At 39.8% G+C, this 26171-nt stretch carries 25 protein-coding genes; 17 read left to right on the forward strand and 8 right to left on the reverse strand.

The window, feature by feature from the left end:
• Positions 1-91 precede the first annotated feature (91 nt).
• From JOD45_RS01060 to JOD45_RS01080, 5 genes are all read left to right on the forward strand, one after another.
• Positions 92-1783 (forward strand): peptide ABC transporter substrate-binding protein, encoded by a 1692-nt coding sequence (locus tag JOD45_RS01060; RefSeq protein ID WP_205001991.1) that lies wholly within the window; start codon positions 92-94, stop codon positions 1781-1783.
• Positions 1784-1961: 178 nt separating this feature from the next.
• A complete protein-coding gene (gene opp3b, locus JOD45_RS01065; protein ID WP_205001992.1) occupies positions 1962-2891 on the forward strand; it encodes an oligopeptide ABC transporter permease in 930 nt (309 codons plus the stop codon).
• Positions 2891-3907, forward strand: coding sequence for an oligopeptide ABC transporter permease (opp3C, locus tag JOD45_RS01070; protein ID WP_205001993.1), 1017 nt, complete (start codon positions 2891-2893; stop codon positions 3905-3907). Before opp3b ends, opp3C begins: the two co-directional genes overlap by 1 nt.
• Before the next feature lie 14 nt (positions 3908-3921).
• Positions 3922-4944: an ABC transporter ATP-binding protein gene (locus JOD45_RS01075; protein ID WP_205001994.1), complete on the forward strand. Its 1023-nt coding sequence runs from the start codon at positions 3922-3924 to the stop codon at positions 4942-4944.
• The gene (locus tag JOD45_RS01080; protein ID WP_275583900.1) at positions 4941-5939 is read left to right on the forward strand and encodes an ABC transporter ATP-binding protein; all 999 of its coding nucleotides are present in this window, start codon (positions 4941-4943) and stop codon (positions 5937-5939) included. The genes JOD45_RS01075 and JOD45_RS01080 overlap by 4 nt, the downstream gene beginning before the upstream one ends.
• A gap of 49 nt (positions 5940-5988) precedes the next feature.
• On the opposite strand, the gene JOD45_RS01085 is transcribed toward JOD45_RS01080, so the two are convergent.
• Positions 5989-6183, reverse strand: coding sequence for a hypothetical protein (locus tag JOD45_RS01085; RefSeq protein WP_205001995.1), 195 nt, complete (start codon positions 6181-6183; stop codon positions 5989-5991).
• 119 nt (positions 6184-6302) lie between these two features.
• Between JOD45_RS01085 and JOD45_RS16460 the strand changes: the two genes are divergently transcribed.
• The 4 genes from JOD45_RS16460 to spxA all read left to right on the forward strand — a co-directional run bounded on the left by JOD45_RS16460 (position 6303) and on the right by spxA (position 8757).
• A complete protein-coding gene (locus JOD45_RS16460; protein ID WP_205001996.1) occupies positions 6303-6902 on the forward strand; it encodes a redoxin domain-containing protein in 600 nt (199 codons plus the stop codon).
• Between the two features lie 302 nt (positions 6903-7204).
• Complete coding sequence (locus tag JOD45_RS01095; RefSeq protein WP_205001997.1) at positions 7205-7783, forward strand: GNAT family N-acetyltransferase; 579 nt, start codon at positions 7205-7207, stop codon at positions 7781-7783.
• A gap of 51 nt (positions 7784-7834) precedes the next feature.
• Positions 7835-7969, forward strand: coding sequence for a hypothetical protein (locus tag JOD45_RS16705; RefSeq protein WP_275583901.1), 135 nt, complete (start codon positions 7835-7837; stop codon positions 7967-7969).
• A gap of 392 nt (positions 7970-8361) precedes the next feature.
• Positions 8362-8757, forward strand: a complete 396-nt coding sequence (gene spxA, locus JOD45_RS01100; protein ID WP_205001998.1) for a transcriptional regulator SpxA — start codon at positions 8362-8364, stop codon at positions 8755-8757.
• A gap of 60 nt (positions 8758-8817) precedes the next feature.
• Here the strand turns inward: spxA and JOD45_RS01105 are convergent, their stop codons facing one another.
• On the reverse strand, positions 8818-9501 hold the full coding sequence (locus tag JOD45_RS01105) for a TerC family protein (protein ID WP_205001999.1): 684 nt from the start codon (positions 9499-9501) through the stop codon (positions 8818-8820).
• 409 nt (positions 9502-9910) lie between these two features.
• On the opposite strand from JOD45_RS01105, the gene mecA reads away from it, so the two are divergent.
• The 4 genes from mecA (at position 9911) to pepF (ending at position 15708) form a co-directional block, all read left to right on the forward strand.
• On the forward strand, positions 9911-10621 hold the full coding sequence (gene mecA, locus JOD45_RS01110; RefSeq protein WP_205002000.1) for an adaptor protein MecA: 711 nt from the start codon (positions 9911-9913) through the stop codon (positions 10619-10621).
• A 188-nt stretch (positions 10622-10809) separates the two neighbouring features.
• Complete coding sequence (cls, locus tag JOD45_RS01115; RefSeq protein ID WP_205002001.1) at positions 10810-12321, forward strand: cardiolipin synthase; 1512 nt, start codon at positions 10810-10812, stop codon at positions 12319-12321.
• 164 nt (positions 12322-12485) lie between these two features.
• Complete coding sequence (locus tag JOD45_RS01120) at positions 12486-13709, forward strand: competence protein CoiA family protein (protein WP_205002002.1); 1224 nt, start codon at positions 12486-12488, stop codon at positions 13707-13709.
• Positions 13710-13890: 181 nt separating this feature from the next.
• Complete coding sequence (gene pepF / locus JOD45_RS01125) at positions 13891-15708, forward strand: oligoendopeptidase F (protein WP_205002003.1); 1818 nt, start codon at positions 13891-13893, stop codon at positions 15706-15708.
• A gap of 366 nt (positions 15709-16074) precedes the next feature.
• Here pepF and JOD45_RS01130 read toward each other — a convergent pair whose 3' ends face one another.
• The 4 genes from JOD45_RS01130 to JOD45_RS01145 form a co-directional block, all read right to left on the reverse strand.
• Positions 16075-16968, reverse strand: coding sequence for a DsbA family protein (locus tag JOD45_RS01130; protein WP_205002004.1), 894 nt, complete (start codon positions 16966-16968; stop codon positions 16075-16077).
• Between the two features lie 19 nt (positions 16969-16987).
• Positions 16988-17380: a globin domain-containing protein gene (locus JOD45_RS01135; protein WP_205002005.1), complete on the reverse strand. Its 393-nt coding sequence runs from the start codon at positions 17378-17380 to the stop codon at positions 16988-16990.
• 272 nt (positions 17381-17652) lie between these two features.
• A complete protein-coding gene (locus tag JOD45_RS01140; RefSeq protein WP_205002185.1) occupies positions 17653-18267 on the reverse strand; it encodes a lytic transglycosylase domain-containing protein in 615 nt (204 codons plus the stop codon).
• A gap of 225 nt (positions 18268-18492) precedes the next feature.
• Complete coding sequence (locus tag JOD45_RS01145; RefSeq protein ID WP_205002006.1) at positions 18493-19083, reverse strand: CYTH domain-containing protein; 591 nt, start codon at positions 19081-19083, stop codon at positions 18493-18495.
• A 203-nt stretch (positions 19084-19286) separates the two neighbouring features.
• Between JOD45_RS01145 and yjbM the strand changes: the two genes are divergently transcribed.
• The 3 genes from yjbM to JOD45_RS01160 all read left to right on the forward strand — a co-directional run bounded on the left by yjbM (position 19287) and on the right by JOD45_RS01160 (position 21791).
• A complete protein-coding gene (yjbM, locus tag JOD45_RS01150) occupies positions 19287-19931 on the forward strand; it encodes a GTP diphosphokinase (RefSeq protein WP_205002007.1) in 645 nt (214 codons plus the stop codon).
• A 54-nt stretch (positions 19932-19985) separates the two neighbouring features.
• Positions 19986-20780: an NAD kinase gene (locus tag JOD45_RS01155; protein ID WP_205002008.1), complete on the forward strand. Its 795-nt coding sequence runs from the start codon at positions 19986-19988 to the stop codon at positions 20778-20780.
• 96 nt (positions 20781-20876) lie between these two features.
• The gene (locus tag JOD45_RS01160) at positions 20877-21791 is read left to right on the forward strand and encodes an RluA family pseudouridine synthase (RefSeq protein WP_205002009.1); all 915 of its coding nucleotides are present in this window, start codon (positions 20877-20879) and stop codon (positions 21789-21791) included.
• Here the strand turns inward: JOD45_RS01160 and prpE are convergent.
• Positions 21772-22512: a bis(5'-nucleosyl)-tetraphosphatase PrpE gene (gene prpE, locus JOD45_RS01165; RefSeq protein WP_205002010.1), complete on the reverse strand. Its 741-nt coding sequence runs from the start codon at positions 22510-22512 to the stop codon at positions 21772-21774. The two genes, JOD45_RS01160 and prpE, sit on opposite strands and share 20 nt — an antisense overlap.
• Positions 22513-22676: 164 nt before the next feature.
• Positions 22677-23852 carry an FtsW/RodA/SpoVE family cell cycle protein gene (locus tag JOD45_RS01170; protein WP_205002011.1) on the reverse strand — a complete coding sequence of 392 codons (1176 nt, stop codon included), beginning with the start codon at positions 23850-23852 and terminating at the stop codon, positions 22677-22679.
• A gap of 321 nt (positions 23853-24173) precedes the next feature.
• Here JOD45_RS01170 and JOD45_RS01175 point away from each other — a divergent pair, with 321 nt between their 5' ends.
• Positions 24174-26006 (forward strand): monovalent cation:proton antiporter family protein, encoded by a 1833-nt coding sequence (locus JOD45_RS01175; protein WP_205002012.1) that lies wholly within the window; start codon positions 24174-24176, stop codon positions 26004-26006.
• Positions 26007-26171: the final 165 nt, after the last annotated feature.

Genomic DNA, 26171 nt, shown 5'->3' on the forward strand with positions numbered 1-26171 from the left:
AAAGATGGTTGCGCTTGCAAATATTCAGAAAATGGCAAACCGTCTTAAGAATTTACTTTTATCGCACATCTATTAGGGAGGTCACATGTGTATGAGAAGAAATAAAGCGAAATGGCCAATTCTTCTTTCACTCATCTTAGTGATGAGCATGCTTCTCACAGCTTGCAGCAGCAAGGGCGGAAGCACCAGTACGAGCGGCAGCGGGGGGAATGACCAGCTTGCTGATAATCAAGTCTTGAATATTGCAGATAGCTCTGATATCCCTTCATTAAACTGGACGCAAATTTCTGATAGTACTTCATCTACATATTTGCAATATGTGACATCAGGCCTGATGCGTCTTAATGACAAATTAGAACCTCAACCGGACATGGCAGCATCCATGCCTGAAATCAGCAAAGATAAAAAGACCTATACGTTCAAACTTCGCAAAGATGCCAAATGGTCTGACGGTTCGCCGGTAACCGCTAATGACTTTGTATATGCTTGGCGCAAAATGGTAGATCCGAAAACGGCGTCGCCATATTCATTTATTTTTGCTTCAGCCAATATTAAAAACGCGGCAAAAATTGAGAATAAAAAAGATCCATTGTTTGGTAAAATAGATCAGTTAGGCGTTAAAGCGCTTAATGACCACACATTGCAAGTAACACTTGATAAACCGACACCATATTTTTTAAGCATGTTAGCTAATGCGTATTTTATGCCGCAAAAGCAATCATTTGTTGAAAAACAAGGAGATAAATTAGGTCAAGAACCGCAAAACCTGCTTTATAACGGTCCGTTCAAACTAACTAAATGGGATCATGGATCCGGCTGGACATTGGAAAAGAATAATGACTACTGGGATGCTAAGCACGTTTATTTGAAACAAGTTAACGTTCATGTCATTAAAGATAATTCAACAGCAGTAAATATGTATAACTCTGGAAAATTAGATGCAACAGGATTATCTTCAGATTTTATTGATCAATTCAAAAACAAAAAAGATCAATTCCATACATTTAAGGACGCAGGTGTCTTCTTTCTTTACTTAAATCAAAAGCGTCAGCCAGCATTAAAAAATGTTAATGTACGCAAAGCCATTAACATGTCGATTGACCGTAACCAAATGGTTAATGTCCTCTTGAAAGACGGTTCAGTTGCTGCCAACTACATTGTTCCAAAAGAATTCGCTAAAGGGCCGGATGGCAAAGACTTTAGGAGCGCGGCGCCAAATGGCTATAATGGATATAATCCAAAAGAAGCTCAGAAACTTTGGGAAAAAGGCAAGAAAGAATTAGGCATTAAATCACTTAAACTTGAATTAATGTCCCAAGATACTAGTACTTCGGCAAAAATAAATGAGTATATCGCCAACCAAATTGAGAAGAATTTGCCAGGTGTCAAAGTAACTGTTAACAAACAACCATGGGGCAACTACTTAAAACTATTGAATTCCGGCAAATATGACTTGGGCAACAGCGGCTGGATACCAGATTATGACGATCCAATGACCTATTTAGATTTGTGGACAACTAATAATCAGCAAAACAACATGGGATTTTCTGATCCTAAGTTCGATAAGTTGATAGAAGAAGCCGACAATTTAGGTGCAGATCCGCAAAAACGCTGGGATAAAATGCATGAAGCTGAAAAGCTGTTATTAGAAAAAGATCAAGCGATTGCACCGTTGTTCCAAGAAGGTACTGCTCATGCAATAAGACCGTATGTAAAAGGTTTGAATTATCCTAACTTTGGTATGAGAGTTGATTTCTTGCATGCAAAAATATTAAAACATTAAAATATTACCCAATGATTTTTTGCTAAAAGGAGGAGGGAGTGTGTGTCAAATTGACATTTGCTCCCTTTTATAATCCTTTGTTGATAATTAAGTCTATTGCTAATTATCGGCATGAATTGGCTTTATCAAAAATTAAAATAGAAAATATTAATTATGATAAGTGTAGGAGGGTTGTCGAATGGGTCGATATTTGTTACAACGATTTGGTTATATGCTCGTAACGTTCTTCGTTATAGTCGCCCTGACATTTTTGACGATGCAGCTGCTGCCGGGGACACCATACAGAAACCAGCAAAAACTATCTCCGGAACAAATTGAAATTATGAACCACAAATATGGTTTAGATAAACCGGTGGCTGTTCAATTTGTAGATTATGTCGGCAATATGCTGAAAGGTGACCTTGGGCTGTCCTTCCAATATGACGGCCGGCCGGTGACTGAGATATTGAAGGAAAAACTGCCTGTTTCAGGCACCTTAGGTACAGAGGCTTTGATTTTCGGAGCGATAGTCGGTGTCTTTTTAGGCATTTTGGCAGGCTTAAAACATAATACGTTCTGGGATTATGGCGCCAGTATTCTGGCTATTTTGGGTATTTCGATTCCTTCGTTTATTTTTGCAGGCCTTTTGCAATATTGGATAGCTGTGAAGCTTGGCTGGCTGCCGGTCGGATATTGGGACGGGCCGCAGAACCACATTTTGCCTGCTCTTTCCTTATCAATGTCAGTCATCGCCACAGTGGCAAGATTTATGAGAACAGAAATGATCGAAGTTATGGGATCTGATTATATTACGACAGCAAAGGCAAAAGGGATCAATAATACAAGCATTATTGTCAAACACTCAATCAGAAATGCGGTCATTCCAGTTATCACAATATTAGGTCCATTAGCCGTTAATATTATCACAGGTTCGCTTGTTATTGAACAAATATTTGCTATCCCGGGCATTGGCGAGCAATTCGTTACATCCATTGTTACAAATGACTACCCGATGATTATGGGAACGACGATAATGTATAGCGCTATGTTAATACTTATTATCTTTATCGTTGATATTTTATACGGCATTATTGATCCAAGGATTCGTTTAGCCGGGGGTGAAGCATAATGGCTGTTTCAAACCGAGAATTAACAGAAGATATGTTCCAGACAGCTGAATTAGACGCAGGCAAAAACGAAGAAATTGCCGGTGAGAGCACTAGCTTTTGGAAAGATGCGATGCGGCGGCTGGTGAAAAATAAAGCAGCTGTCGTCAGTGCGATTGTTATTGTTTTTCTCATCATTATGTCTATATTTGGTCCGATGATGAACAAATACGGCTATGATGACCAAGACTTAAGCCGGGCGAATTTACCGCCAAAAATTCCTTTTCTTGCAAATATTCATTGGCTTCCGTTTGACGGTGTGGACAGTAACGGGATTGACCAATATAAAGCAAAGAATATCAAAGAAGACTTTTGGCTAGGCACAGATAAGTTTGGACGTGATCAATGGACAAGAATCTGGAAAGGAACGCAAATTTCCTTGTTTATCGCCTTTGCGGCGGCAATGATTGATTTAATCATAGGAGTTGCCTACGGGGGTATTTCAGCTTATTTCGGCGGGCGTGTCGATAATGTCATGCAGCGGATCATTGAGGTGCTGAGCGGCATTCCGCAATTAATTATTCTTATTCTGGCCATTATGGTGCTGAAGCCGGGAATTGTTTCAATCATTATCGCCATGGTTATCACCGGCTGGACAACAATGGCCCGAATTGTCCGAAGCCAAATTTTAAAGCTGAAAAGTTCAGAGTATGTGTTGGCATCACGAACATTGGGCGCCAATCACTCAAGGCTGATTTTAAAACACTTATTGCCAAATTCACTTGGCCAAATTATTATTACCACAATGTTTACCGTGCCAAGCGCTATTTTCTTTGAAGCCTTCTTAAGTTTCATTGGCTTGGGGATTCCTGTACCAAAAGCATCGCTCGGAACGCTGATCAATGACGGGTTCCAATCGCTGCAAATATTCCCATTCCAAGTGCTGTGGCCAGCCGTTGTTATAAGCTTATTGCTAATTGCCTTTAACTTACTTGGCGACGGCTTGCGCGATGCATTTGATCCGAAGCAAAGAAAATAGGGGAGGCGGAGAATTTGGAAAATATACTAGAGATTAAAGATTTAAAAATATCATTTGATACATTCAGCGGTGAAGTTCAAGCCGTCCGAGGCGTTAACTTAACTTTAAAAAAAGGTGAAACCCTGGCCATCGTCGGTGAATCAGGATCTGGAAAATCGGTGACATCCAAAGCCGTTATGAAATTAATTCCGCAGCCGCCCGGAAAATATAAATCCGGAGAAATCCTGTTTGAGGGTAAAGACCTTATCAAATACTCAGAGAGAGATATGCATAAAATCAGAGGTTCAGAGATTTCAATGATTTTCCAAGATCCAATGACAGCCTTGAACCCGACAATGACCATTGGAGCGCAAATAGCGGAAGGATTAAGAAAACATCAAAAAATGAACAAGCAGGAAGCAAATGAACGTGTGGTGAAGCTGCTTGATCTTGTCGGCATACCAAATCCAGAAGCAAGGCTTAAGCAATATCCGCACCAATTCTCAGGGGGAATGAGGCAAAGAGTCGTTATTGCCATTGCCCTGGCCTGCAACCCGAAAATTTTAATCGCGGACGAACCGACAACCGCTCTTGATGTAACGATTCAGGCGCAAATTTTGGAACTTATGAAAGATCTGCAAGATAAGATGAGTACGTCAATTATTCTAATCACTCACGACTTAGGTGTTGTTGCCAATATGGCGCAGCGTGTGGCGGTGATGTACGGCGGCAGAATCGTTGAAACAGGAAGTGTTGATGAAATTTTCTATAAGCCAAAGCATCCGTATACTTGGGGACTGCTTTCTTCAATGCCAAAGCTTCATAATAATAGTGAAAAGCTCTTGGCGATCCCGGGCACTCCGCCTGATTTATCTAATCCGCCGAAAGGATGCCCGTTTGCACCGCGTTGTCCATATGCTATGAAAGCATGTGTTGATATGATGCCGGATTATACAAATTTGTCAGATACACATCAAACAGCATGCTGGCTGCTGGATGATCGGGCACCTAAAGTTGAACCACCCGAAACTATTGGGGTAGGGGGGACCAAGTCATGACAGCAATGGAAGACAAACTATTAGAAGTAAGGAATCTGAAGAGATATTTTAAAGTAAGCCATAACGATGTGCTTAAAGCCGTCGATGATGTCAGCTTTGACATTTATAAAGGTGAAACATTAGGGCTCGTCGGCGAATCCGGCTGCGGAAAATCAACAACAGGCCGCACCATTATCAGGCTGTATGATGCCACTGACGGTAAAGTATTATTTAACGGCGAAGACGTTCATGGCAAGAAATCAAAGAAAGAACTGAAGAAGTTTAATAGAAAAATGCAAATGATCTTCCAAGATCCGTACGCTTCATTAAATCCGCGAATGACTGTTAAAGATATTATTGCAGAAGGCATTGATATTCACGATTTGGCCAAATCAAACAAAGAACGGAATGAAAAAGTCTATAGATTGCTGGAAACTGTCGGCTTGAATAAGGAACACGCCAACCGCTATCCCCACGAGTTCAGCGGCGGGCAAAGGCAAAGAATCGGCATTGCCAGAGCATTGGCTGTAGATCCTGAATTCATTATTGCTGATGAACCAATTTCAGCACTGGATGTTTCCATTCAAGCGCAAGTCGTTAACTTATTGCAAGAACTTCAAGAGAAACGCGGATTAACATATTTATTTATTGCCCATGATTTATCTATGGTTAAGCATATCAGCGACCGGGTCGGGGTTATGTATCTCGGACATATGGTAGAGCTTGCGAAGAGTGATGAACTTTACGATCATGCTCTCCATCCTTATACACAAGCCCTGTTGTCAGCAATCCCTGTGGCTGATCCGGAAATTGAACGAAGCCGCGAACGTATTATTCTGAAAGGCGATGTCCCAAGCCCAATCAATCCGCCAAGCGGCTGCCGCTTTAGAACACGTTGTCCGCACGCTATGGATATATGTGCGCAAGTGGCGCCTAAATGGCAAGAAGCTAGAGAAGGACACTGGGTTGCCTGCCACCTTTATGATGACGAATACAAAAGCGGTTTAAATAAATAATCCCGAAAATCACAAAGGCCATCCGGCAGTATTCCCGGATGGCCTTTGTCTATTTGTCTTGATCATCTTCTTTTTTCTTAGCCTTTATTTTGCTGAAGAGATAAATGATATAGACAATGATGGTCAGCCATAATAAGACTTCAATGATATAACGGCTGAGCCCGCCGATGAAATACTGGCTAAAGATCGAAATCACTAATAGAATGACCAAAACAGTTAAAATAGCTCTTAGTTTATGTAACAATCCTATACATCCTTTCGCATATTCCTAGAAACAGATAAAACGGGGGACTACTGACAGTCATAATATAGAGGTCAATCTCATAAATTAGGGACAGGGTCTATTATAAAGGAAGGATAGCAGTGTTCAAACATTTTAATAGAAAACACATCAAATGGACAATATCTATCATCATTGTGTTAATTTTTAGTTTTGCGGTTATTTCAGTCCTTAACGGGTCAAAGGGATCTGTGCAACAAACGAACGGAGCCGGTCATTCTGAACCCAAGCATACTGCCGAAGGAAAAGCCGGGATTTTTAACAATCATGCATTTGCCAAAGCCCCGTCTTTTAACATTCCCGATCAGGAAAATCATATGGTTGATCTCCATGATTACCGCGGCCAGTCTGTACTTGTGAATGTTTGGACAACATGGTGCAAGGAATGTCAAGACGATTTAGCATCATTGCAAAATATAAGTAAAAAGTATCCTCATGACCAATTGCAAATTCTTGCTGTGAATATGACAACAGACGAAACGTCGCTTCGTACTGTTCAAGATTACTTAAAGAAACATCCTTTATCATTTCCGGTTCTTTTGGATACGAAAGGCCAAGTGAAAAAAGATTACCAAGTATATGGCATTCCCACATCATTTTTAATAGACCCGTACGGCCGGATTATAAAAACATTTCAAGGTATTGTTACAACAAAAGATATAGATGATTGGCTTCCGCAATAACATTTCGTGGGAACAAACATTTTCCTATCCTTTATAAAATGGCCAAGTCAATTGACAACTTTCAGAAAATAGTGTATGATGTAACTGGAGATCTTTTATCAAAATAATATTGCATCTGCATAAGCCTTACCTTAATTGAATGCCGGTTTTGCCGGTAAGCTTGCCTGCCTCTCGGCTTCTTTTCTCATTCAAAAACAGGTTTATTGTTCACAAATTGGTGAAATATAATGTAACATATGCAACATCTGTTAATATTATAATTAACATTGTTGCATAATAAATGAAAAAAGAGAGGTCGAGGGATGAACTGGTACGAAAAGTTGAGCGAATACTTTCCCATCGAAGAAATGAAATCTAAGGAACACATGGAGCTGTTATTGAAGGAAAAACCGCACATGTATCATAAAGACGAAGGTCTGTATCATGTACTCATGTATGTAGAAACCAATGACTTCTTATTCATTGATTATCTTTATGTTTCGGCAAAATCACGAGGTAAAGGCATAGGGCATAAGCTAATAGAAAATCTAAAGCAACATGGCAAGCCAATTATCTTGGAAGTGGAACCTGTTAACTATGAAGACAGCGATACGGAAAAAAGGCTCCGTTTTTATAAGAGAGAAGGTTTTAAGCATGCGGTTTCTATCGGATATAAGCGGCGCAGTCTAGCCACTAATGAGATTAATCAGATGGAAATACTGTACTGGTCGCCGACTGATGAAACGGAAGAAAGCATATTGGAAAAGATGAAAAAAACTTATAAGGAAATTCATACCTATAAAGATAAAGAGTTGTATGGCAAATCATACCAGCCTGTGAACGAGGTATTGACAATAGACAGCGATAAGGACGACAATATACTTGAATTTAATAAAGATTAACTTCTAAAATGGCGGTTTGCGGCCGGTGCTATGAAAAGGAGGCGGTGTGTTATGAAACCCAAAGTAATCAAACGCAAACGCAAGCATGCGTTAAAAAAATGGTTAAAGAAACAATTGGGTCAATGGCAGCCAAAACCGAAACAAACCGAATCACCACCGGCTTCACAAACCAAAACTCCTGCGTAATGCGTAAGAGGATCTCTTGGTGAGGTCCTCTTACTTCTGTTTGTACAGAAGGTGTTGAATCATTAAAAGAAGTTTATAAACTTTTTATAACGGGTATCCCATAAATAAGTCTGTTGAACGAACCATATAAAAGAGGCACTGGTCAAATTAGAAATATTATTATATAATAATCATATGATGATGTTCAAAAAGGAGGCAAACAGGGCTGAGAAGCTGGCGTTAATGCCGAATAGCCGTCTGCGCTGAAATAAGCCTTGCCTTTGTGTTTCTCATGTGATTTGCGGCGCAGCGAATTATTTCAAAGCCATTTTTGTTTCGGATATTTTTGAGCCTCCATCTGATATTTGATTAAGTGCTTTTTCAAGTGACGTTCCTTTAAGGGGGTTGATTAAATGGTCACTTTATATACATCTCCAAGCTGTACATCTTGCCGCAAGGCGAAAGCATGGCTTAAAGAACATGACATAGCGTTCAAGGAACGTAATATATTTGCAGAACCGCTGTCTATTGAAGAAATTAAAAACATTCTTCGCATGACAGAGGACGGCACGGATGAAATTATATCAACACGTTCCAAGGCCTTTCAGGAATTGAACATACAATTGGACGCTATGCCGCTTCAAGACCTTTATGAACTTATTAAGAAAAACCCTGGACTTTTAAGACGTCCAATTATGATCGATGAGAAAAGACTTCAAGTCGGTTACAACGATGATGAAATCCGTCGTTTCTTACCTAGGAAAGTTCGCAACTTTGAACTGCAAGAAGCTCAAAGATTGGTTAACTAAATGCTTTAAAGCACCTTTTCTGATAGGAAAAGGTGCCTTTTATTTTATTTGTTGAGCAAACTATATATGATGGTTGGCATCTTCTGATTTGGAGCGGTTAACGAGCCAGCCGACCAGCAGAACGCCCGCGATCAGAAAAATAGTTAGAGGCATTTTGATTTGCGGATAATCTGCCAAAATGCCGCTTAATTTAGGCTCCTCAAGAACCATGCCTGAGGCTGTATAGGCAAGAACCGCACTGCCGATATAAATCAATGCCGGCATATATTCCATTGCAGTCAAGATTATTTTGCTTCCCCATATAATAATAGGTACCGAGATTAATATTCCAATCAGAACGAGGCTTAGGTTGCCGTGCGATGCCCCGGCAATGCCGAGAACATTGTCCAATCCCATCACAACATCGGCCAATACAATTGTCCGAACTGCAGAAAAAAGCGAATGGCCTGCTTTAATATTTAGATCATCGCCTTTTTCGATAACAAGCTTCAGTGCGATATAGACAAGGAAAATACCGCCGATAAGAAGCAAATACGGGATTTTAAGCAATGAAACCATAATGGCAATCAGTGAAATGCGTATAACAACTGCTAACCCGGTGCCAAGAATGATCGCTTTATTTCTCTGCTTCTCCGGTAATCTGCGGCAGGCAAGGGCAATAACAACGGCATTATCACCGCCGAGAATAAGATCAATCAAAATAATGTTTATAATAGAGATAAGTAGATGCTGTTCCGATTCCATACTTTTAATGCCCCTTTCACGTGTCTAGATACAACATATGCGGTCTTGTCCAAAATAATGACAAGGCGCCGTTATCACTCCCAAAATTTGAAGACAATATTTATAAGCGGCATCCAGCAAAGATACACTTTCTCAATTAAAGCTTCGCGGGTCATAAAATTAATAACCAGGGGGAAATATTGATGGAAAGAAAGGAATTGTCATCGTGTTTCCTATATTTTGTTTTTTGGCGCGGGTTCAGTTAGTCGGATGAATCATGATAATTGTGGATTATTTTTAAATGCTTGTAATTTTTATTTCATTCCTTTAGTATTTATCATACAATGGTGTTAAGAGATAAAAATGCTGTTGCCTTTTTTTAAAGAAGGTCGCTCCCGTTAGTTTACATTATGCGGAGGGAGAGATTTATATGGACATAGAGCGTGTTAATGAGTATACGTTAAAATTTTTTATTAGCTATATAGATATTGAAGACCGTGGATTTGATCGTGAGGAGATTTGGTACAACCGGGAAAGAGGAGAAGAATTCTTCTGGGAAATCATGGATGAAGCCTACTATCAAGAATCATTTTCCATGGATGGCCCCTTATGGATACAAGTTCAAGCTTTAGATAAAGGAATTGAAATCATTGTCACGCGAGCACAGCTTTCGCAAGACGGTTCCAAGCTGGAGCTGCCTATATCTGAAGATAAGCATCTTGATATTCCTGTAAGTGAAGGTTTAGAGGAATTGATTAATCAGCATTTTCAATTGGACAAAGCTGGAGAAGAGGACGAAGATTTGCCGGTAAATGACGATTCTGATGAAAATCATTTTGATGATGAGCTGTCATTTTTAATTTCTTTCAGCGACTTTGAAGATGTTGTTTCCTTAAGCCACCAAGTTCAAGATCATCCGGCCATTGATACGGCACTATATGCTTTTGATAACCATTATTATTTAAATATCACCTTTAGAAGCGGTCTGAGCGAACGCAAACAAGACAATGTCTTAAGTTGTATCCTTGAATACGGCTTCGAATCAAATCGAACGGTTCATTTCGTTGAAGAATACGGCAAAATCGTTCTCCCCGAAAAGGCTCTTTCAACAATAAGAAAACACTTTCCGCTCCAATCTTAATTGGTTTCTCGTTTGTAGAGAAACCATTTTTTACTTTTTTAAGATAAGTTCAAAATAAGACTGTCTTCGCCTGACGGCTTGCCAATCGGTAAGTTTCTTTACTAGTTCATTAGAAATATGCTATTGTACAATAGGGATTTTCTGTAGAAGTACCTTATTCTTAGAAAATTTAAGGAGACGCTTTTTACATGAAAAGATCAATTGCAATTTTTTTCCTAACATTAGTTGCTCTCATATTATTATTATTTATACAGGATTGGCAAAAGTGGGTGTTAGGCACTTTTAACATTGGATTATCTTTAACGGTAATTCTGATAGGCATTGTGATCTTTTTTGAGAACCGCCAGCCTTCAAAGACAATCTCTTGGTTAATGGTTTTGGCCTTATTTCCGATTGTAGGCTTTATCATATATATTGTGTTCGGACAAAATTACCGGAAACAAAGGCTTTTTATGAAGAGAACTTTTTTGGATGATCAGCAGTTTAATGATATTGCCGCTTCTTCAAAGGCGATTAAACAGGATGAACGTCAACTCATGGGTGAGCACCAGCAGACTTTGATCCGTCTAGCGGAACAATTGGGGCAATATCCTGTTTCATTCGGGACTGAAACGAAGGTGCTTACTAACGGGAATCAAACTTTTAAAGAAATTTTACAAGAAATAAAAAAAGCTAAGCACCATATTCATTTGGAATATTATATTGTCCGTAATGATGAGATTGGCAGTTTGCTGAAAGATCTGCTTATTGAAAAGGCCAAACAAGGCGTCGAAGTCCGCTTCTTATACGACGCTGTTGGAAGCTGGAAGCTTAATAAGAAGTATGTCCGCGAATTAAATAATGCCGGGGTTGAAACGGTACCGTTCTTTCCAGTTCGGTTTCCTATTATCAACCATAGAGTAAATTTCCGGAATCACCGTAAAATTGTTGTTATTGACGGTAATGTGGGATTTATGGGCGGTCTTAATATAGGGGATGAGTATCTTGGCAAAAACCCTTCATTTGGCTTTTGGCGGGATACCCATTTGCTTGTTCGGGGTGAAGCTGTACGCAGTCTGCAAACGATATTTCTTCAAGATTGGTATATTATGACCGGAGAAGCGAAGACAGAAGAGGTTTATTTTGATGTAAAGCCGGTAGAAGGGGCGAGTCACGGTGCTTGCCAAATGGTTGCCTCATCGCCTTACAGTGAATGGGAAGTCATTAAAAATTTATTTTTCTCAATGATTGTTTCCGCGAAGAGGTCCATTTGGATAGCTTCACCGTACCTTATTCCGGACGACGATATACTAAGCGCCTTGAAGATAGCTGCTTTAAGCGGCATTGACGTTAAAATTCTTGTCCCGTTCCGCCCCGATAAACGCATCGTTTTCTATGCTTCTCACTCCTATTTTCCTGAGTTGCTTGAAGCAGGCGTTAAGATTTATGAGTATAGAGACGGATTCATGCACAGCAAAGTCATCATTGTTGATCATGAACTGGCGTCGATCGGGACATCGAATATGGATATGAGAAGCTTCCATCTTAATTTCGAAGTGAACGCGTTTCTTTATCGGACAGACAGCACGATCCAGCTCGTGGCTGATTTTATTGATGATCTGGATCATGCAACTGAAATTGATTACGAATCATTTAAAAAACGGCCGATTATTACAAGAGTTGTGGAATCAACATCAAGATTATTATCCCCGCTATTATAATTTTATTAATATATTTTCTTTCTTGAGCTTGAGGCAGCCTTGGCTGTCTCTTTTTCTTTATCATCGGTTAACGATTTTTTTATATTTATTAAATGATCTTTATCAGAATATCTGATTTATATGATATGATATATAAAATGAAGAAAGCAGGTGAGGTATTGCTTGTGGCAAGAACCGAAAACGATCAATTGATCTCTATGGCTGATTCCCATGCCTTGGATGACTTGAAAAAGCTTAGAGATACGTGCAGTTTTTATTGTCCAGCCTGTGATAAGCCGGTTTTCTTAAAGCTCGGCAACAAAAAGAAATGGCATTTTTCCCATCATCATTTAGCCCATTGTCCCTATGATCAAGAACCTGAATCCGCGAATCATCTCCTCGGAAAGAAGCATCTATATCATTGGTTATTGCAGCACTGTCTTCAACCTCAATTAGAGAGATATCTCCCAGAACTAAAACAACGTCCAGATATATTTTTGCCGCTTAATCCGCTGCCAGTTGCCATTGAGTTTCAATGTGCTGCCATGCCCGCATCGTTATTAAATGAAAGAACACTTGGTTACTTTAAACATCATATCAAACCCATATGGATTTTGGGCGAAAACCGCCTTCGGCAAAAAGGCTCTGTTATTTATTTATCAGCGATGGATTATCAAGCTGTTCAATATAATCCGAAATTTGCAGGTTCGCACCCCTTTGCATCCCCGTATTTTCTGCTTTTCTACAGCCAAAACAAACAGTCCATGATACAACTCTCAAATATTCAGCCCCTATCAACATCCAAAATATCCGCACATATTCATACATCCTTGCTGCGATTGTCCCCGCTGCATGTCTTAACCCAGCCTATCCATCAAGAGAACTTTAATGAATTCAAAAAGGTATGGCTAAGAGAGAAAAAGATGAAAAGAGCCAATCCCCATCGATTTCAAAGTCAAGCGGAACATTACATTAAGGCGATTTGTTACCGGAAGCGCATCAACTTCTCTTTCTTTCCCTCATATGCAGGTCTCCCGCATTATCATTTTCTTTATGTCGAAACGCCCCCGGTTATTTGGCAAAGCTGGCTTGTGCTCAACTTTATAGAAGGAAAAAAAGGACAGCTCATAGATGGGAAATCAATCACTCAAGCCTTTAAGAGGTTGATAGATAAAGGGATATTTCATTGCCGCCCTTTATTGGCGGGGAAACACTCGATTGAACAAGTGATTCAAACTTATCTCAAACAATTAGCCATATTGAATGTTGTTAAAGCTGCTCATAAGGGCAATTTTCGAGTGTTGAACGTTGAGAAGTGGCAGCGGCCCTCAATCACACTGTTGCTTGATGAAGATCAAAAAACATTGGATGAGCTTGAAGCATCTCCGGTTTGCCAAGGTGTTGAATAACTTTCGCCAATCTTTATAGTTTCATGACCGCCCCGCCGGCTTTACCCGTTCTTTTAAAAAAACATGCTTTAAGCTGAATTATTTGTATGAAAACAATCATTTAAAATACAATAAGTAGATGAAGGAATAATTTAGCTTTCATGGAATTAATTTAAGAACAAATATTTCCGGAGGTGTTATCATGTCTGATAAAACTAAATCGAAATCTTTACCGACAAGGGATCAGATACCTGAGGAAGAGAAATGGGATCTTGAAGCGATATTTTCTTCGACGCAAGAATGGGAAAAGGCATTTGAACATGTGAAAAGCTTAATCCCAGAGGTGGAAGCTTTTAAAGGGAAGCTTGGCGAATCGGCAAATACGCTGTACCAAGCTTTGCAAAAGCAAGATGAATTAACGATGGCGTTAGGTAAACTTTTTGCGTATGCTCATATGAAATCAGATGAGGATACCGCGAATTCTACATATCAAGCTCTTAATGACCGGGCCAGCAGTCTGGCAACTCTCGTAGGCGCAAAGCTGGCTTTTATCGTCCCGGAAATTCTTGAGATAGATGAGGAGAAGCTGAAGTCTTTTCTCAATGAGAATGATGATTTGAAGCTGTATGATCATGCCCTTGAAGAAATAACCCGCATGCGTCCGCATGTTCTTGATGAAGAAAAGGAAGCTTTGCTTGCACAGGCAAGTGAAGCATTAGGAACAGCTTCGAACACATTCGGAATGCTGAATAACGCCGATCTGAAATTCCCGGAAATTAAAGACGAAGACGGGGAAGAGGTTGAAGTGACGCACGGCCGCTATTCTAAATTTCTGGAAAGCGATGACCGCAGGGTCCGAAAAGATGCTTTTCACGCGATGCATCATACGTATGAATCTTTTAAAAATACTTTTGCCAGCACGCTTAGCGGGCAAGTGAAAAAGAATAATTTCTATGCAAAAATTCGCCGCTATGATTCGGCAAGACAAGCTGCGCTTGCCAACAACAACATTCCTGAAGAGGTTTATGATAATTTAGTCAAGACTGTTAATGATAATCTCCATTTACTTCACCGCTATATCGAATTAAGAAAAAAAGCGCTTAAGCTTGATGAGCTTCACATCTATGATCTTTATACACCGCTTGTTAAAGATGTAAAAATGGAAGTTCCTTATGAAGAAGCCAAAGAACTTGTATTAAAAGGGTTAGCGCCGCTTGGTGAAGATTATATTAATACAATTAAAGAAGGCTATAATAGCCGCTGGATTGATGTGCGCGAAACAAAGAGCAAACGCAGCGGCGCATACTCATCAGGCACTTACGGCACACATCCGTACATTTTATTGAATTGGCAAGACAATATTAACAACGTATTCACCCTGGCCCATGAGTTAGGGCATTCTATGCACAGTTATTATACGCGCAGCCATCAGCCGTATCCATACGGAGACTATTCTATCTTTGTTGCGGAAGTCGCCTCAACATGCAATGAAGCGCTGTTAAATCACTATCTTCTTAATGAAACCGATGATAAGAAGAAAAAGTTATATTTACTCAATAACCAATTGGAAGGTTTCAGAGGAACTGTATTCAGACAAACGATGTTTGCTGAATTTGAGCAAATGATTCACGAAAAATCCGCTGCCGGAGAAGCATTGACGCCTGAATTACTGACCAACGTATACTATGATTTAAACAAAAAATATTATGGCAGCGAACTTGTTGTCGATAACGAGATTGGCATTGAATGGGCCCGCATCCCGCATTTCTATTACAATTTCTACGTGTATCAATATGCGACAGGATACAGCGCCGCAGCGGCATTGTCTAAGCAAATCCTTGAGGAAGGAGATCCTGCTGTTGAGCGCTATAAAAACTACCTGAAAGCCGGAAGCTCCGATTATCCGATCGAAGTGCTTAAAAAAGCTGGTGTTGATATGGCGACTCCTGAACCAATTAAACAAGCGATGGCGGTCTTTAGCTCAGTTCTAGATGAAATGGAAAATTTATTATTCGAATAAAACGCTTGTTATGAATCTAAGGAACAGCCTCTATTGCTGAATCAAACGTGCGCCTAAGCGGACTCGAAAGTTCGGCATACAAAAAATCACCTGAAATATTTCAGGTGATTTTTTCCTTCAGGCTTTGTTATGATTTGTTATCAAACGAATCGTTAAAAACAGCGAACCGAAAAAGATAGGGCCGGTTATTATGATAGGCTGCAAGTGCATCAAACCAAGCAAGTAGAAGCAGAAACAAGCAAATGTCACTAAGCATGACAGAAAGATTATCCAGCTTTTCAAGACCTTCACCCCGCGTTAATACATACTTATGGGAGATGCTTGTTTTTATGTCACTTTTCATTATTAATAAAGCAAGGGCACCAGTTAGCTGGAGCCCTCTGACTTTTCAATATAGCGCCAATACGTGCCGAGCGGATATGACATGCGTTTGACTATTTGCTTTAATTGAAGTTTCTTCATTTCCATTTCGATTTCTTTATCGGTTAGACCATAGACAATAGATAATTCTTTTGTTGCGGCCATTTTAAAAATCCGCAAAAACTCTCTGATCGGCGGAAGATCGTTGGCTTTAGGCTTTTCGCCCAGAAGATCCGACAGAATTTGCACGTATACTTCGTAAGGATAAACCCCCGGTACTTTTATCCCCTCAGTGTCCGCGGCAACGCTAAAAAAGATGAGTGTCGGCAATGTCTTGACTTCCATTTCACATGTCAGTTTTCGGTCGCATTGAAGCGCTTTTATCGGTGTTTGTGAGCAAATATCCTTCGTGAATTCTTGAATATCCAAGCCTGCGTCCAATGCGCAGTCAATAAGAACATGCTTATCATTTATATTGTCTTTTTCCAGGAAAACCTTATGCCTTAATTTGCGCAGAAACCGTCTTCCGGCAGCTTTCCCTTGCAGTTCGGCGGCTTTTACCGCAATGGATAAGCTGTAAGGGGAAGGCATGTTATTTAAACAGTTGCCTTTGTTGTCTTCATTTATATCCGTTTTGTTTCGCCCAGATGCTAATTGATTAGGAAATTGCCGCTTATCCATAACATTAGAATGACAGGCGATAACAGAGCGAATAGTTATATACTGGCGGTATTCTATGATCAGTTTTTTTATAATAGGCTCAATGCCCATGCATTCAGGGGAAAGCGGATCTGTAAAAGAATAAAGTTCAATTGGTTTATACTGATTTTCGGAATGAGTATGACATATATATTTACCTGATGATCCTTCACACATTGATTTTGTATGATTGTGTTTCATGATCATCACCTCACTTACTTTAGCTGTTTTCGTCAATTTGGTTGACCATATGATGCGCTGTTAAGGCCAATCTTTGTAAAATGGCATCGCGCCAGTCTTTATTGAACTCAATTTCTTCCATAGCTTCTTTCATGCAGCTTATCCAAGCCCGCTCTTGTTTTGGACCGATAGGGAAACGCAAATGTCTGGCGCGAAGCCTGGGATGACCATGTTCTTCAGTATACAAAGGCGGACCGCCAAGAAATTGAGTTAAAAATTGTGTTTGTTTTCGGGCGGTTTCAGTTAAATCATCAGGAAAAATCGGTGCTAAATCAGGATGTTCAGCTACTCTAGCATAAAATGCTGATACCAATTTTTCAATTGTTTCGGCTCCGCCGACGGCTTCATACGGCGATTGATTCTGATATTTCATCTTTATTCTCCATTATTATGATTTCGTATTGATTTTATATTCGTTTATCATTGAGTTATAGGCAAATGAATCATTATAATTAGGTTATACTTTAATTTAATTTTATTGTAGCAAGACAACATTATATCGGCAAATATTCAACACTAAACTTAAAAAAACTGGCCGGCCGGCAGGCTGTCAAGCGCAGGAGCACTGGGCAATCCTTCCTGAACGGTACGGGTCGTCTGAAAGCATAAAAAAAGCCTGTTATTTGCAACAGGCTTTCCTATACTTTATATTTCATGATAATAGGTTGAAAGGACATTTTTAACATAATTTTGTGTTTCTTTAAACGGCGGTATGCCGCCGAATTTCCGGACATTCCCTGGTCCGGCGTTATAAGCGGCTACTGCAAGGGAAGTGTTGTTGTTGAATTGATCAAGCAAGCTTCGCAAATATTTGGTCCCGCCTTCAATGTTTTGCTTAGGATCATAAGGATTGGTTACGCCGAGTGCTTTGGCTGTATCAGGCATCAGCTGCATAAGGCCTTGTGCGCCGACCGGGCTTGTACTATTTGCATTTCCGCCCGATTCATGCTTAATGACTGATTGAATCAGTTTAGGATCGACGTTGTATTTTTCAGCAGCTTCCATGATATATGTATTGATTTTACTATTTCGCCTTATTCCAGAATGGCCGGTTGCTTGATGTTGATGTGTTCTTTGGACAGTTGCTTGATATTGGTGTTTTCGAACGGTTTTTGGCTGTTGCCCTGTTCTGTCAGTGACTTGATGCTGGTCTATTCTGGCGGTTTCGGGCGAATGCGTTAATGCATGTCCATTTTGGCTGTTCTTAACCGTTGTTTTAGGCTTTGGATGAATAGCTGCAGGCTGGTTCAACTTTTGCATTAAAAATGCGTCAGTCTCATGAGATGCCTGTTGATTGGCATTTTCATATAGAGCTGCCATTAAGGCCGCTTCAAGCCATTCGACAAACAAATTTGCCGGTGAGAACAAGATGCCGCGATCATTATCGTTATAAAGACGATTTAATGTATTCACGTGCATGAGGGACTGCATCCATTGATATTGATTGATCATTTTTTCCTCCTTATCTTTTCTGCTTTTTAAAATTTATAAATTATCAGCCGGATAGTTTTCTTTAGAATCAAAGAAACGTTTGATTTTGTTGTCTGTTTTTCGCTCAGGGATTTGAAATTGAGACAGGAGCTGGTTAAAGGTTTTCCTGCCGGAGTCGGCATCGGCTGCTTCGTATTCCAGCTCATAGTCTTCTGTGTCATTGTAGCGGCTATGATCAAGAACAAGTTCTCCGTTATGATACGTCTTTTGCGCGCGATCGGTTGTTAGCGCCCCAAGATATTGAAGCAGCAGATCATGGATGCCCAGTGTCGAAATTGCTTGCCTCACATCCCCATGCGGCATTTGTCCGGTTTCAATCATTAATTGCGCATCTTGCTGGTTTATGGATTGATGCGTTTCCAGCAATCCTTCTGGGTGGGGTTGTTTTAAGGTTAAAACCGTTTTATTGCTTTTCTCACGAATTCTTAGCGCGGCGCCTTTTTGTTTCAAGTCAAATGATCGGGTGTCAAAGTAATGGTTAACTTGGCGGACAAAACACTTGCTGAGATGAAAATGATCCCGAAGCTGTTCAAATTCTGCCTTTGTTAACATGTTTTTAAATTCAATTTCAAGTTCTTGATTCACGAGATTATCACCAACTTCATTGGTAGTTTTAATAGAATTATGACATAATGGAAATGGAGTCACAATACCCGTTTTAAAGATTATTTTTGCACTGCCGGACTTGTGTTCTGGAGTGCTGCAAGTTTAATTTAAACGGGATACATAAATATCAATATTAAATGAAGAGTAGTTAAAGTATTTAATCAGCGGGTGGTGGTTAACAGATGGATTGGGATTTATTTTTAACGCCTTATAAGCAAGCTGTAGATGAATTGAAAATTAAACTGCGGGGATACCGGGAACAATATGAAAAGGTATCAGAACACTCGCCGATTGAGTTTGTTACCGGCAGAGTGAAGCCGATACCGAGCATTTTAGATAAAGCGCGAAGAAAAAATATTCCTTTAAACCAGCTGCATTTGCAAATGCAAGATCTTGCCGGCGTTAGAATAACATGCCAGTTTGTGGAAGACATAAAAACCGTTATTGAATTAATCAAAAACAGAACCGATATGACAGTTGTAGAGGAAAGGGATTACATATCTGATGTTAAAGAAAGCGGGTACAGATCTTACCATCTTGTCGTTAACTACCCTGTCCACACGATAAGCGGGGAGCAAATGATTTTAGTTGAAATTCAAGTTCGAACAATGGCGATGAATTTCTGGGCAACGATTGAACACTCATTGAATTATAAATACGAAGGCCGCATACCGAAAGAAATAAAGGATCGGCTTCAAAGGGCTGCTGAAGCGGCGTTTCTTTTAGATGGTGAGATGTCGCAAATTCGTGAAGAAATCCAAGAAGCGCACCGGCATTTTATGGAGAAAAAAATTGAACAAAATAATAGGAAGAATAGCGGGAAATAAGATCACAGCGATGTCTTTCTTTTAAATATGCATGCGATAAAGTGGGATGATGTTATGAAATTTTCAATTCGGTCCAAAGGTGATGAGACCTCTAATAAATTAAAGAATCAAATTAAACGTTATTTAAATGGTTTCGATCTTGTTTATGATGAGGACGAACCTGATATTGTCATATCTGTCGGCGGGGATGGCACATTGCTTCATGCCTTTCATCAATATGTTCACCGCCTTCATGATACGGCTTTTGTCGGGGTGCATACAGGCCATTTAGGTTTCTATGCGGATTGGACGCCTGATGAAATTGAAAAGCTTGTGATTCACCTGGCCAAAACACCTTTTCAAGTTGTTGAATATCCGCTGCTTGAAGTAACGATTAGATTTAATCATGAAGAAGAAGAAAAACGATACTTGGCTTTAAATGAATGCACAGTAAAAAGTATGGAAGGATCACTTGTCATTGATGTCGTCATTAAGGGTGAGAAATTTGAAACCTTTAGGGGCGATGGATTATGCATTTCAACACCGACAGGCAGCACCGCCTATAATAAAGCATTGTCAGGGGCGATTATTCATCCCTCATTGTCGGCTATTCAGCTGGCGGAAATGGCGTCAATCAATAACCGGGTTTTCCGGACGATAGGTTCGCCGCTTGTACTGCCGCAGCATCATACTTGTAAACTGAAGCCTGTTAATGATGTTAATTTCGATATTACGATTGACCATCTATTTCTGACACATAAAGATGTTAAATCGATTCAGTGCCGCGTCGCGGATGAAAAGGTGCGATTTGCCAGATTTCGTCCGTTTCCGTTTTGGAAAAGAGTAAAAGAATCATTTATTATGGATTAAGAAAAGAACTCGCCTTTTGGCGAGTTTAACATTTCATGTTAAAGAACAATAAAGTTTTGTTATGGATAAGCTTAACATTGAAAGGATTATTATAGAATGAAACAGCCTTTTTCAATAGAAGCAAGAATCACTTCAAAGCATGATGGCATGCTTTTGAGGGACTATCTTCTAAAAGAACAGCAATTATCGAGACGGGCTTTAAAGGCCATAAAATTTAATGAAGGTTTTTTGTTAGTGAACGGTGAATCCAAAACGGTCCGCTATCAGTTAAAGGCTGGAGATATTGTTAAAATTATGTTTCCTCCTGAAGAAAAAAGTCCAACGCTCTTTCCGGAGCCCATCCCGCTTGAAATCATTTATGAAGATGAGCATGCGCTGGTTATTAATAAACCGGCGGATATTCCAGTTATTCCTTCGCAAAAATATTCCACCGGAACGATAGCAAACGGCGTCTTATATCATTTAGAAAAACAAAATTTAGCTTATACGGTTCATACAGTGACGCGGCTTGATCGGGATACGTCAGGGCTGCTGCTGATTGCCAAACATCGCCATGCCCATGACTTCTTTGTGAAAATGCAAAAAGAACACCATATTCACCGCCGTTACCTTGCAGTTGTTCATGGCATCATCGAGAAAGATAACGGTGTGATTGATGCGCCGATAGGGAGAAAAGAAGGAAGCATTATTGAACGCTGCGTCTGTGCCGACGGAAAAACAGCCAGAACCCATTATCAAGTCGTTAAGCGATTTTCTGATTTTACGCTGGCTGCGATTCGGCTTGAAACAGGACGCACGCACCAAATTCGCGTTCATTTTTCCTATCTTGGCCATCCTCTGTTAGGTGATGACTTATACGGCGGATCAACAGACAAAATCAAAAGGCAAGCGCTGCACAGCTTTGAATTAAGTTTTCTTCATCCTTTTACTTATCAAAAGCATTGCTTTCAAGCAAAGCCTCCAAAGGATATTACAGCGCTGGTCGGAAATATTAATCTTCAAAGTCTCTAAATTTATCTTCAATATACGGCTGTTCAGAAGGAACGGAAACAGTCTCCATTTCCGGATAACGCAAAGCGGTTAACATTCCCCCAAAAACACATCCTGTATCAATGTTGACAGTATGGTTTTTCCATCTTGGACGCTTTACGGGTGTATGCCCGTAGACAACCCATGTATCTCCCTTATAATGGCGCGCCCAGTCAAGGCGGATTGGGCGCCCTTGCTCATCAAAATCACCCGTTGTGTCCCCGTATAGAACAAATGATTTGATTCTCTTATTGATTTGCCCGATGTCTTTTTCTCTGATTCCGGCATGAGCCACAACGAGTTTACCGTTATCAAGCTGCAAATATAAAGGAGCTTCATCATACAGAGTCATAAAATCATGATAGACCTTTTGTTTTTGCTGCTGATCTAACGCCTCCAGTTCAGCAACAGTCGTTTCTAAGCCGTGCTTAATTTGGACAGGTCTGCCAAGCATATAACGATATAACTTATTGCAATGATTTCCTGGTGCATATAAGGCTAATTGATGTTTAACAAGGCGGTACACCAATTCTATCGTTTTAACAGATGCCGGTCCTCTGTCAGTCAAATCTCCGACAAAAACCAGTTTTCGTCCTTGATCATGAACATAAAGTCCGCTTTCTTCATGGTACCCTAATTGAGCTATTAACTTTTTCAGTTCATGAAGGCATCCGTGAATATCACCGATGATATCGTAAGCCATACTACTCATCCTTATCTTTTATTCATTTATTATTATAACGTTGGGGTTTATTAAATAAACCTTACAAGTTTTGGGCTCGTTTTAGGATGCATTGTATATGGCGGCATTGGATCGCTGGATGCAAAAATGGACTGGCTAAAAAATTTTAGCCAGCCCATTCCAATTTAATCAAACATGTATAGTTTTGTCCTTGCTTGAATACTTAAAACGAGACCGATTGACGCCATACAGGTTAATAAGGAGCTTCCCCCGTAACTGAGAAACGGCAGCGTAATACCGGTAATCGGCATTACCTGTATAGTCATGCCAATGTTCTCAAAGATTTGGAAGGTAATCATGCCGATTATGCCTGTACAAATATAACTGCCAAAAGGGTCTTTTGTTGCAATAGCGGCATGTACGATACGGTAAATTAATAAGAAAAGCAGTGTAACAACAATCGCAGCGCCAATGAAACCAAATGAGCCGGCGATTGAAGCAAAGATAAAGTCATTCTGTCCTTCAGGAAGATAGATGCCGCTGGATTTCAAGCCGCCATGCCCGAAAAGCTGTCCGGATCCAATCGCATTCAATGAGTTAATTAACTGATAGCCTTGTTCATTAGAATACTCATATGGCCACAGCCAGCCGTAGAAACGATCAACTTGGTGCGATTCGAGTATAAAGCTGATAAGGTGCGGCGCATAAAGAAAGCAAACGATAAATCCGCCAAGGCCTAATACGATCAGCGAGAAGATTCCTACAATAATTCGCCAGTTAATTCCTGAGACGATAATGATGGCGGCAATAATTGACATCATAATCAATGCAGTCCCTAAGTCGGGCTGTATTAAAATTAACAATAGCGGAACAGCAGACACGAGAATAATTTTGCCGAGCAATAGAAAATCTTCTCTAAGCGATTTAACCGTATATGTTTCATTATGACTTGTTACAACTTGACCCAATGAAAGGATTAAAAATACTTTCATAAATTCAGAGGGTTGGATTTGACCAAGACCAGGCAGTCTGTACCAGCTCCAAGCACCATGAGAAGCGTGAGCAAACGGTACCGGAACACCATGCGAGGCTGCGGTCAAGCCTAAAAGAAGCAGAATGCCAAATCCATAAAGAAACCAATGCACCATTCTCAGACGTTCATAATCCAAAACAGCGATTAAGAAACCAACAATGGCACTAAAGACATACCAAAATATTTGTTTTTTTACATAATTAGTGCCTGGCGCACTGGGATCCGGCGGTGCGGCGTTAATTGCTAACAGACTGCAGCAAAACAACAAAAAGACAAGAAATATTAATGTATAATCAAGTCTTTGGAATATCGAATTATTATTATTCATAGTTAATCGATCCTTACTATTTGTACTAACACCTTTATTATCATATCTTAAAGTGGCTTCGTTGAAAACAGTAGAAAACAAAGTTGGCCATAGAATTTTTTCTTTATTTTAATAGACATTTAAATTTTCTTCATACAGAAAGCATATATCCTTTATTATTTTCGTAAAAGAAAACATTTTTTTGGGGAAAAGTAATAAAAAAGCATGATAATCATGCATCATAAAAATAACATAAAATAAATGAACTTTTCCCTTGAAAGTTTTAAACAAGTCGGTTAGATTATGAAGAAGCAAAAATAATGATATTAAGGGAGGGGAAGTATGCACACATCATCAATTACTTCTTTAATTGTTGTGTTGATTGCAGCCTTTTTCACACCAATTGTTTTAAATAGATTAAAGCTTAAAGCCATTCCCGTTGTTGTCGCTGAAATTATAGCCGGGTTAATCATCGGGAAGAGCGGACTGGATATTGTTCACCATGGTCCCTGGATTGATATTATGTCGTCATTTGGCTTTATCTTCTTAATGTTTCTCAGCGGTGTTGAAATTGACTTTTCAGTGTTTGTTAACAGTAATAAAAGAGAAATTCTGCCGAATGGCAAGCGGGAGCCGAATCGTTTCGGGCTTTCAATGTTTATATTTATTCTTATCTTAATTATATCATTTATTTTATCTGCAATTTTTGTATGGATGAATTTAACAAAGAATGTTTTCTTTTTAACTTTGGTCGTTTCAACCATTTCACTTGGCGTCGTTATGCCTACGTTAAAAGAAAATAAATTAATGAAAACAGGCATTGGCCAAATCATTCTGCTTATAACGGTTATTGCTGACCTTGCGACAATGATTTTACTCGCTGTTTTCGTTTCATTCCACGATCCGTCCAGCGGGAATACTTGGCTGCTCTTTATTCTTTTTGGCGCTGGCGCTGTTCTTTATTTTATCGGCATGGCATTCAAACGCATGTCATTTTTGGAAACATTGTCCAAAGGGACTGTACAAATAGGAACAAGGGCGGTATTTGCTTTAATTTTGCTACTTGTAGGTGTTTCAGAAACGGTAGGGGCAGAAAATATTCTCGGCGCCTTTATAGCCGGAGTATTAGTATCGCTGCTTTCGCCGAATAAAGAAATGGTTCAGCAATTGGATTCCTTTGGCTATGGATTTTTCATTCCAATTTTCTTCGTAATGACTGGCGTTGACTTGAATATTTGGGATTTATTCAGCGATAAATCTGTGTGGATATTAATTCCAATGTTATTCATAGCATTGCTGATTTCTAAGTTAGTCCCAATCTTGGTATTAAAGAAGTGGTATGATTGGAAAACAGTTTTGGGCGCTGGTTTCTTAATCACGTCAACATTGTCATTAGTTGTCGCCGCTGCAAAAGTGGGCGTGCAAATTCACGTCATCGACCAGCAGATGTCATCAACACTCATATTGCTGGCTGTTGTCACTTGCTTAATTACGCCGCCGGTCTTTAAAAAGATTTTTCCGAAGCAGGTTTCGAAAATGAAGAAGAAATTGGTTTTTGTCGGTGCCAATGAACTGACATTGCCGCTTTCTCTAGAAATGGATCAGGACCGCTTTGAGACGAAGATGTATCATACAGAACTTAAAAAACATGATGATAAAGATTCACATTTCGATGTGATTGAGCTTGAGAGTTATGATATTGATGTCTTAAAGAATGCCGATATTTTCAAGGCCGATACGCTCGTGATCACTACTGGGAATGAAGAAACCAATGATAAGATTGCGAGGTATGCAAAAGAACATGGTGTAGAACGCGTGATTGTAAGAATAGAAACACCTGAACATGCCGATGAGCTTCGCGATTTAGGGATTGAAGTATTCTCATCATACTTCTCCAGAAAAGCCATGCTTAAAGCAATTATCGAGTCGCCGAGCGTTGTTAACTTGTTGACGACAAGCGAAAACGGCTTGTACCAAATTGAAGTCCATAATAGAGAATACGCCGGAACAACGCTAAGGAAATTTCCTTTCTTTGGCGATACGATCATCGTCAGGATTTTCCGGGATGATGAATCAATTGTCCCGCATGGAGATACGCGGTTAAACATTGGCGATAAATTAATTGTTACCGGCGGAAAAGAACATGTGGATCAACTGAGAGACATTTTAAGTTAAAAAAATCGCGGGCCCGATTTTGCCCGCGATTTTTTAATGCACCTTAAAGCGCCGCAAAACTTTCGCTGTACGCTTCCCATACAGCGGTGTTTCCTTTATACTTTAAACTCGTGATATAATGGAAAATATCTTGTTGATGAAAAAAGCAGAATCCAGGAGGTTAAG

Origin of the sequence: Scopulibacillus daqui (assembly GCF_016908855.1) — a bacterium.
In the GTDB taxonomy this organism is placed as follows: Bacteria; Bacillota; Bacilli; order Bacillales; family Sporolactobacillaceae; genus Scopulibacillus_A; species Scopulibacillus_A daqui.

Bases quoted from the DNA above. Each gene is read 5' to 3' on its own strand.
- pepF (WP_205002003.1), top strand. From the start codon at position 13,891: ATGTCTGATAAAACTAAATCGAAATCTTTACCGACAAGGGATCAGATA.
- JOD45_RS01135 (WP_205002005.1), bottom strand. From the start codon at position 17,380: ATGAAATATCAGAATCAATCGCCGTATGAAGCCGTCGGCGGAGCCGAA.
- JOD45_RS01170 (WP_205002011.1), bottom strand. From the start codon at position 23,852: ATGAATAATAATAATTCGATATTCCAAAGACTTGATTATACATTAATA.
- JOD45_RS01080 (WP_275583900.1), top strand. From the start codon at position 4,941: ATGACAGCAATGGAAGACAAACTATTAGAAGTAAGGAATCTGAAGAGA.
- JOD45_RS01095 (WP_205001997.1), top strand. From the start codon at position 7,205: ATGAACTGGTACGAAAAGTTGAGCGAATACTTTCCCATCGAAGAAATG.
- JOD45_RS01140 (WP_205002185.1), bottom strand. From the start codon at position 18,267: ATGCAAAAGTTGAACCAGCCTGCAGCTATTCATCCAAAGCCTAAAACA.
- JOD45_RS16705 (WP_275583901.1), top strand. From the start codon at position 7,835: ATGAAACCCAAAGTAATCAAACGCAAACGCAAGCATGCGTTAAAAAAA.
- yjbM (WP_205002007.1), top strand. From the start codon at position 19,287: ATGGATTGGGATTTATTTTTAACGCCTTATAAGCAAGCTGTAGATGAA.
- mecA (WP_205002000.1), top strand. From the start codon at position 9,911: ATGGACATAGAGCGTGTTAATGAGTATACGTTAAAATTTTTTATTAGC.
- cls (WP_205002001.1), top strand. From the start codon at position 10,810: ATGAAAAGATCAATTGCAATTTTTTTCCTAACATTAGTTGCTCTCATA.
- opp3b (WP_205001992.1), top strand. From the start codon at position 1,962: ATGGGTCGATATTTGTTACAACGATTTGGTTATATGCTCGTAACGTTC.
- JOD45_RS01105 (WP_205001999.1), bottom strand. From the start codon at position 9,501: ATGGAATCGGAACAGCATCTACTTATCTCTATTATAAACATTATTTTG.
- JOD45_RS01060 (WP_205001991.1), top strand. From the start codon at position 92: ATGAGAAGAAATAAAGCGAAATGGCCAATTCTTCTTTCACTCATCTTA.
- JOD45_RS01155 (WP_205002008.1), top strand. From the start codon at position 19,986: ATGAAATTTTCAATTCGGTCCAAAGGTGATGAGACCTCTAATAAATTA.
- prpE (WP_205002010.1), bottom strand. From the start codon at position 22,512: ATGGCTTACGATATCATCGGTGATATTCACGGATGCCTTCATGAACTG.
- spxA (WP_205001998.1), top strand. From the start codon at position 8,362: ATGGTCACTTTATATACATCTCCAAGCTGTACATCTTGCCGCAAGGCG.
- JOD45_RS01130 (WP_205002004.1), bottom strand. From the start codon at position 16,968: ATGAAACACAATCATACAAAATCAATGTGTGAAGGATCATCAGGTAAA.
- JOD45_RS01160 (WP_205002009.1), top strand. From the start codon at position 20,877: ATGAAACAGCCTTTTTCAATAGAAGCAAGAATCACTTCAAAGCATGAT.
- JOD45_RS01175 (WP_205002012.1), top strand. From the start codon at position 24,174: ATGCACACATCATCAATTACTTCTTTAATTGTTGTGTTGATTGCAGCC.
- opp3C (WP_205001993.1), top strand. From the start codon at position 2,891: ATGGCTGTTTCAAACCGAGAATTAACAGAAGATATGTTCCAGACAGCT.